We start from the raw sequence: 7,995 nt of genomic DNA, 5'->3' as shown, positions 1-7,995 counted from the left end.
TTATTACCCAGTGGCCGGGGCGCAGCGCCGAGGAGATTGAAAAATTTGTGACGGTGCGGGTAGAAATTGCCATGAACTCGGTTGCGAAAAAACGCGACGTGCGCTCTACCCCCTTGTTTGGGTTATCGGTGGTTAAAATATTGTTTGAGGATGAAGTTACCGACGATTATGCGCGCATCCAGGTAAACAACATGCTCATGAACGTGGATTTGCCCGAAGTCATCAACCCGGAAGTGCAACCACCTTACGGACCCACCGGCGAAATATTCCGCTATACCCTTACGGGCAAAGACCGCACCGCCCGCGATTTAAAAACCATTCAGGACTGGGTAATCGACCGGAACTTGCGCAGCGTGGCCGGCGTGGCCGATATTGTGAGCTTTGGCGGCGAAGTAAAAACTTACGAAATAAGTGTTAACCCAAACCAACTTCTCAAATACCAGATTACGCCTTTAGAAGTTTACGAAGCGGTTTCGAAGAGCAATATTAACGTGGGCGGCGATGTAATTACCAAAAATAACCAGGCCTACGTGGTGCGGGGGATTGGTTTACTCAATAATATCTCCGACATCGAAAATATTATTCTGACCAATATTAATGGCACGCCTATTTTCGTGAAAAACGTGGCCGATGTGCAGGAATCGGCGATGCCGCGCATGGGCCAGGTGGGCCGCGCCGACCAGAACGATGTGGTAGAAGGCATTGTGGTGATGCGAAAAGGCGAAGATGCCCAGCTAGTTATCGACCGAATAAAAGACAAGATAGAAGAACTGAATACCCGCATTTTACCCGCCGATGTAAAAATTGATATATTCTACAACCGCGAAACCCTGATAGACTACGCCATTCATACGGTGTCGGGTAACCTGGTAGAAGGCATTGTACTGGTATCGTTTATTGTGCTTTTATTCATGGCCGATTGGCGCACAACTGTTACCATTTCGATTGTCATTCCGCTGGCTTTGTTGTTTGCTTTTATTTGCTTGCGCTTGCGCGGCATGTCGGCCAATTTGCTTTCCATGGGCGCCATCGACTTTGGAATTATTGTAGACGGGGCCGTGGTAATGGTGGAAGGAATATTTGTCTCGCTCGATCACCTGGCCAAACGCGTCGGCATGGAGAAATTTAACCGCATGTCTAAATTGGGTTTAATCCGGAAAACCGGTACCGAAATGGGAAAAGCCGTATTTTTCTCGAAACTCATTATTATTACCTGTTTGCTGCCCATTTTCGCTTTCCAAAAAGTAGAAGGTAAAATGTTTTCGCCGCTGGCCTTTACCTTGGGTTTTGCCTTGCTGGGAGCCTTAATATTTACGCTTACGCTGGTGCCGGTGCTGGTTAGTATGCTCTTAAAAAAGAACGTGCGCGAAAAACACAATGTGTTCGTGGAGTTTATTACCCGCAATTCCATGCGCATCTTCAACTTTGGCTATGCCCGCAAAAAAGCTACCATATTTCTGGCTACCGCTTCTGTAGCCCTTGGTTTATTCTGCTTTAAATTTTTAGGAACCGAGTTTTTACCGCAACTCGACGAAGGCTCTATTTACGTGCGGGCCAGTTTACCCATGAGTATTTCTTTGGACGAATCGGTTAGGTTGAGTACTGAGATGCGGAAATCTTTTCTGGAATTTGAAGAAGTAAACCAGGTAATGAGCCAGACCGGTCGCCCCAACGATGGTACCGACCCTACCGGCTTTTACAACATAGAATTCCACGTCGATATCAAGCCCAAAGAAGAGTGGGCAGTAAAACAAACCAAAGATGAGCTAATTGAACGCATGAAAGACAAGCTCGCCGTTTATCCGGGTATTAATTTTGGTTTTTCGCAGCCAATATCAGATAACGTAGAAGAAGCCGCATCGGGCGTGAAAGGTTCTATTGCGGTAAAAATATACGGCCAGGAGTTAGAATTCCTGGAAAAGAAAGCCCAGGAAGTGTACGACCAATTGGCCACGGTGCAGGGTATTGAAGATTTAGGCATCCTGAAAAATATTGGTCAGCCCGAAATGCGCGTAGAACTCGACGAACATAAAATGGCCTTGTACGGGGTAACTACCGCCGATGCCCAGAGTGTGGTGGAAATGGCGATTGGTGGGAAAGCGGCTACGGAAATATACGAAGGCGAACGTAAATTCGACCTCCGCATTCGCTACCAAGGGGCTTACCGCCAAACGGAGCGGGAATTAGCCAAATTAATGGTACCTACTTTAAACGGCGCCCAGGTTCCCATCAGCGAAATTGCTACTATTCGTACCATTACCGGTCCTTCGCTTATTTTTCGGGATAATAATCAACGTTTTATTGCGGTCAAATTTTCGGTGCGTGGCCGCGATATGGGCGGTGCTGTTAAAGAAGCTCAGGAAAAAGTAAACCAGGCGGTTAAATTACCCAAAGAAAACGTAATAAAATGGACCGGCGACTTTGAAAACCAGCGCCGCGCCGAAGACCGGCTCACGCAGGTAGTGCCCATTAGCTTACTACTAATATTTTTTATTTTGTTCAGTTTGTTTGGCAATATGCGCGATGCCGGTTTAGTATTAATAAACGTACCTTTTGCCATTATCGGTGGTATTGCGGCCCTGCTGCTTACGGGTATCAACTTCAGTATTTCGGCGGGTATCGGTTTTATTGCCTTATTTGGTATCTGTATTCAAAACGGGGTAATCCTAATCTCAGTTTTCAAAAGCAACCTAAACCTGGATATGCCGATGATGGACGCCATTAAAGATGGAGTATTAACCCGCGTACGTCCCGTAGTCATGACCGCTTTAATGGCCGCCATTGGTTTGGTACCGGCTGCCCTTTCTACCGGCATTGGCTCCGAAACCCAAAAACCCTTAGCTGTAGTGGTTATTGGCGGTTTGGTGAGTGGCACCATTCTTACCTTGTTTGTATTCCCGTTAATATTCGATGTTTTCTACCGCCGGGCCGAAGTAAAAAAAGCTAAAAAACAGATGAAGAAAGTAAAATGGCAAGAGCTGGAAGTAAATTAAAGTACAAAGAAATTATATGTTAAGTTGTTTCTCCAGTAAAAAAGGTAGCCTTTGGCTATCTTTTTTCTTTTAAGCATTTTTAATGGGCAAAGTAATAGCTACTTCTGTTCCCTGCCCTTCGGTCGAATTTATTTTAAAAGTACCACCGTTTTGCCGGATTATCCGGTTACTGAGGGCCAAACCTATGCCGGTACCCGGAATACCCCGGGCATTACGGGCCCGGAAAAAAGGCTCTGTAATATTTTGCAAATCCGCCGCCGGAATGCCGATGCCTTTATCCCGGATAATAATTTTAAAATTTTCCGTTTTAATTTTTAACCTTAAAATCACCGGTTGATGATCCGAAAATTTGCAGGCATTTTCCAGAATATTTTTAAGCGCCGTATTCAGCAAAGTTTTATTGCCGGTAGTAACTAGTTTCTCCGGATCTTCGGGTAAATCGTCCATTTCTAACCAGATGGGCGGGCAAGCCGGTTTTTGCTTTACCTGTTCCATTACTTCCCAAATCAATTCATCAACCCGGAAAGCTTCAACCTGCCCTACATCCGTCAACTGTTCGGCTTGTGCCAGGTTAAATAAACTTTTGGTCAGTTTTTCCAGTCGTTCAGCCTCATTTTGCAGTCGGCCCAGCGAGGCTTTGTATTCCTCGGGGCTGCGGTCGCGGGTTAGGGTAACTTCTATTTCGCCGGCAATGGCGGTAAGGGGATTTTGTAGTTCGTGCGAGGCATTGGAGATAAAATTTTTCTGGGAGATAAAGGAATGCTCCAGGCGGTCGAGCATTTGGTTAAACGTATTGCTTAGGTTGGCTATTTCGTCTTTAGCCGGCCCTTCGGATAAACGCAGGTGCAAATTAGTAGCCCTTATTTTATTTACCTGGTCTACAATGGCCGCAATAGGATTCAGGGCCTGGTTGGCAACTACCCGGGCTACAAGAATAACCAATAAAATACTACAGATAAAACTAATAATTAATACGCCCTGCAGGTACTGTAGCTTTTTAGCGCCCGACAAATCCTGGGCTCCAACGAGCACGTAAAAATCACCTTCGTTATCGGTATAATAATAAGCCGCCGCCTGATGATCTTGCAGGATAAAATTAGCGTACTGGTTTGGTTGCAGCTCGCTAAATATTTTATCTAGCCTGGCTGCTTTGGCCGCTGGCTGGGTTAGCCATTTTTTAGTTTTCTTTTCGTAAATTTCTATCCGCTCCCGGTGGAGGCTTTGCCGCGATTTTTGTCTTAACTTGGCAAATGAGGCCGCACTTAATTCGTCTTGTTCCAGTTTTAACTGCCCCGCCAAAATGGCCCGGTCTAGCAATCGGTCGTAAAAATCGCGTTGGGTAAAATCGGCTACCAGCAAATAAATAGCCAGCCCCAATACCATAATAATGCTGCCGATTAATACGGTAAAGGTAAGGGTGAGCCGGTTGCGGATAGACATGATTACGCGGGCTCTTTTAAGGTATAACCCATACCAATAACCGTATGGATAAGCTTCGGCTGAAATTCTTTGTCTATTTTATTCCGCAGATAATTTACGTACACATCTACCACGTTAGAACCCAAATCCATACTAAAATCCCAGACATTTTCGAGCAAATCCATCCGGGATAATACTTTGTTTTTGTTTTTCATGAAATATTCCAGCAAAGCAAATTCGCGGGCCGTTAGCAAAATTTCTTTACCACTGCGGGTTGCAGTTTTGGTTTCCAGATTTAATTCCAGGTCGGCCAAGATAAACGTGGCCGTTGCATCGTAATTAACCGCGCGGCGGGTTAAAGCGCGCACCCGAGCCAACAGCTCTTTAAACTTAAACGGTTTGGCTATGTAATCATCGGCACCATTGTCTAAACCGGTTACTAAATCGTCGGTAGTACCCAGGGCAGTCAGCATTAAAATTGGCGTTTTTTTATCATATTTACGGATTTCTCTACACAGATCTAACCCATTCATGCCCGGCATAATAATATCCAGCATAATCAGGTTGTACTGGTTACGCGTTGCCAATAACCGTCCGGTGGTACCATCAAAGGCCACTTCTACTTCGTACGATTGCTCTTGCAAACCTTTTTTAATAAACGCCGCAACGTTGGGTTCGTCTTCTACCAATAAAATATGCATGTTTAGACGGGTATTTTAATTATTAAACTTACCAGATTATGCAATCGGCCATCGGCGTACTACGGGAGATACTTAGATATGCCATTTAAATTTTTAATGATTGCCGGTGGGCGTTATACGAGTAGGCGTGTCTTTCCCAGCCACAATACTTTTCGCTCCAATGGCAATGGCTTTTATAATATTGGTCATATTGGCTATATCCAGGGTTTCAAATTCGTCGTCTACGGAGTGGTATAATTTATCGGAATCAATTTTATCGGTAGAAATGCTATGGGCCGGTACGCCCAACCGGGCCAGTGTGGCGTTATCGGAGCGGTAAAATAAATTCTGGGCGGTGTATGGGTCGGGATGAAACTGGTAACCGGTCCCGGTTAAATTTTTCTGCAAAATGGGGCCAAAATCAGAGCGCTCGAAACCCGTAATAAAGCCGGCATTTTTACCGAACTGCGATTCTTTACCAATCATTTCAATATTAAACATGGCCACAATTTGGTCTGGATTGAGTTGTTTCGAAAAATATTGCGAACCAAAACCACCCATTTCTTCGGCCGTAAAAGCTACAAAAATTAAACTTCTTTCGTTTTTCAATTTCCGGAAATGCCGAGCCAATGTAATAACTGCGGTGGTACCGCTGGCATCGTCGTCGGCGCCGTTGGCAATGGAGTCGCCGTTTACCGCGGGTAATATACCAATATGGTCGTAATGGGCCGAAAAAATAACGTACTCTTCGGTTTTACTTTTGCCGGGCAAATAGCCCACCACGTTGTTTAGTTTATTCTCGCTAACCATGCTCTTTATATCTACCTGCCAGTCGTTCGCTTCGGTTTGGTCTGTTAATATAAAAAGGGTAGCATTGGGATTTCGCTCAAATTTAAAGTTAGATCGGCCTAAATAAGCCTTAAATCTTTTGAAAATAGCGGCGTGCTGTGCATCGACCAAGATGAGTTGGTTTTGTGTAGCCCCGAGCAAACCCTGGGCAACGGCAACAAAATTGTCGGTGGCAGTAATCTTTTTTATTTCGGGTTTGGGGCCCTGGCTGCTGTTCCAGGTTACTTGTTCGGTAGCTATACTCACTATTAAATTTTCGGGACTAACGGCTGTCCCATTTAGCCTTACCGCTACGCTTATGGGCTCTATTTTTTGCATTGTAAAAGCCTGCTCAAAATTACTCGACCCCGGTAAGGGCTTTAAACCGGCTTTTTTAAATTCGGACTGAATAAAAGCACTGGCTCGGGCGTTGCCGGGGGTAAACGTTTGGCGCCCCATCATGTCGTCGGCGGCCAAGGTGCGCTCAATCCGGGCTACTTCTTTTTCTTTGATTTTTTTTAATTGCGCTATAGCCGGTAAAACAGATAATGCCAACAGGCAAAAAGAGATACTAAACCGTTGCATAAAATATATTTAAATAAAACTGCCCACAACCTTAATTAAAACTAAATTTCGGCACTTGGGTTTGGTTGGTTAATAAAGCGGGGTATTTTTTGTGCAAGTTACATAAGAAATATTATTTCTCTTTTGGTTTACTCCTGCTACCCTATTACTGCTTTTTTAAACCGCTAATTAAAGTAAACGCTTACAACTGCATACTAGCCAAACCAAACAGGCCGTTATGCAAAAAATTAAGTTTATTTTCTTTAACTTTTACTAGTCCAAGTTCCGTACAATCCACCCGGAAAACCCTTAGCATTTATGAAAAAAATATTTTTGTTTGCCTTTTTAATCTTTTTTGCCTTACTCCAGGGCCAGGCCCAAACCAAGGCATTAACGTGCCACACCGATACGTACGCTGCCCCGGTTGCTTTTGCCATGTTGGCCCGGGATAGTAAATTTGTGAGCGGCCACGCAGCGCCCTTACCCTACGTACACGTAAGTGCGGTAGGTAAAAACATAACTTTTTCTACGCCCGATGGCCGCACCGGCCGGGGTTACGAACTGAAAACCGCTAAGAAATCAGATAAATATTTATTTGTTTTTCAGGAGTGGTGGGGTTTAAACGACCATATCAAAAAAGAAGCCGAGAGTTATTTTAATGATTTAGGCGAAGTAAACGTAATTGCCCTGGATTTGTACGATGGCAAAGTAGCTACTACCGCCCAAGAAGCCATGCAGTTGGTGCAAGCAGTTAAACCCGAACGGGCCGAAGCCATTATTAAAGGCGCGCAGGCGTATGCCGGTAAAAAAGCCCAAATTGCCAGTATTGGCTGGTGTTTTGGGGGCAGTTGGTCTTTGCAATCAGCGCTAATTACCGGCAAACAAAACGTGGGCAGCGTAATATTTTATGGCATGCCCGAGAAAAATGTAGACCGTTTAAAAACCTTGAATGCCGACGTACTGGGTTTCTTTGCCGGCAAAGACAAAAACATTACGCCGGAAGTGGTAAAAGAATTTGAAGCCAACATGAAAGCCGCCGGTAAAAAAGTGACCACCAAAATTTACGATGCCGACCACGCTTTTGCCAATCCCAGCAACCCGCAGTACCACCAACAATACGCTGCCGAAACCCACCGTTTAGCCGCCAAATATTTGCGCGACCGGTTTGGTTTAAAAGACCAGTTTATTTTAAAGGCTAAGTAAACCGCATTATCTAAAATAAAAAAGCGGTTATTCGGGAAAGGAAAACTTTTACCCGAATAACCGCTTTTATTGTTAAATATAGAGTTAACTACGCTAGTTGCTCGCGTAATTCGTAAGTAGCGCGTAATTTCCGGATCATGCGTTCCGATTCGGCAAAGTTTAAAGTTTGCACCCCGTCGGAGGCGGCTTCTTCGGGCTTTTGGTGGGTGTCGTAAATATTACCGTCGTCACCGGCCATTACCGTTGCCAATGCCATGGGCTCAATATATTTCCGGATGCCAATGCCGTGCGACGGATCTACAATTACC

The 7,995-nt window shown here is 44.8% G+C and carries 5 protein-coding genes and 1 pseudogene; 2 read left to right on the top strand and 4 right to left on the bottom strand.

The features are described from left to right. Positions 1-2,993 (top strand): efflux RND transporter permease subunit (locus ACO1R6_RS11545; protein ID WP_486264893.1); only part of this gene is annotated, 2,993 nt, incomplete at its 5' end. A 69-nt stretch (positions 2,994-3,062) separates the two neighbouring features. Here the strand turns inward: ACO1R6_RS11545 and ACO1R6_RS11540 are convergent. The 3 genes from ACO1R6_RS11540 to ACO1R6_RS11530 form a co-directional block, all read right to left on the bottom strand. Continuing rightward, positions 3,063-4,433: a sensor histidine kinase gene (locus tag ACO1R6_RS11540; protein WP_486264891.1), complete on the bottom strand. Its 1,371-nt coding sequence runs from the start codon at positions 4,431-4,433 to the stop codon at positions 3,063-3,065. A gap of 2 nt (positions 4,434-4,435) precedes the next feature. After that, positions 4,436-5,113 (bottom strand): response regulator transcription factor, encoded by a 678-nt coding sequence (locus ACO1R6_RS11535; RefSeq protein ID WP_486264889.1) that lies wholly within the window; start codon positions 5,111-5,113, stop codon positions 4,436-4,438. 93 nt (positions 5,114-5,206) lie between these two features. Beyond that, the gene (locus ACO1R6_RS11530; RefSeq protein WP_486264887.1) at positions 5,207-6,505 is read right to left on the bottom strand and encodes a M20/M25/M40 family metallo-hydrolase; all 1,299 of its coding nucleotides are present in this window, start codon (positions 6,503-6,505) and stop codon (positions 5,207-5,209) included. A 297-nt stretch (positions 6,506-6,802) separates the two neighbouring features. Between ACO1R6_RS11530 and ACO1R6_RS11525 the strand changes: the two genes are divergently transcribed. After that, complete coding sequence (locus ACO1R6_RS11525) at positions 6,803-7,687, top strand: dienelactone hydrolase family protein (RefSeq protein ID WP_486264885.1); 885 nt, start codon at positions 6,803-6,805, stop codon at positions 7,685-7,687. An 88-nt stretch (positions 7,688-7,775) separates the two neighbouring features. On the opposite strand, the pseudogene ACO1R6_RS11520 reads toward ACO1R6_RS11525, so the two are convergent. Beyond that, a pseudogene (locus ACO1R6_RS11520) lies at positions 7,776-7,995 on the bottom strand (3-deoxy-7-phosphoheptulonate synthase); the annotation flags it as partial.

The organism is Adhaeribacter sp. (genome assembly GCF_057359045.1).
This window is presented reverse-complemented; position numbering and strand designations above follow the sequence as displayed.

Bases quoted from the DNA above. Each gene is read 5' to 3' on its own strand.
- ACO1R6_RS11540 (WP_486264891.1), bottom strand. From the start codon at position 4,433: ATGTCTATCCGCAACCGGCTCACCCTTACCTTTACCGTATTAATCGGC.
- ACO1R6_RS11530 (WP_486264887.1), bottom strand. From the start codon at position 6,505: ATGCAACGGTTTAGTATCTCTTTTTGCCTGTTGGCATTATCTGTTTTA.
- ACO1R6_RS11525 (WP_486264885.1), top strand. From the start codon at position 6,803: ATGAAAAAAATATTTTTGTTTGCCTTTTTAATCTTTTTTGCCTTACTC.
- ACO1R6_RS11535 (WP_486264889.1), bottom strand. From the start codon at position 5,113: ATGCATATTTTATTGGTAGAAGACGAACCCAACGTTGCGGCGTTTATT.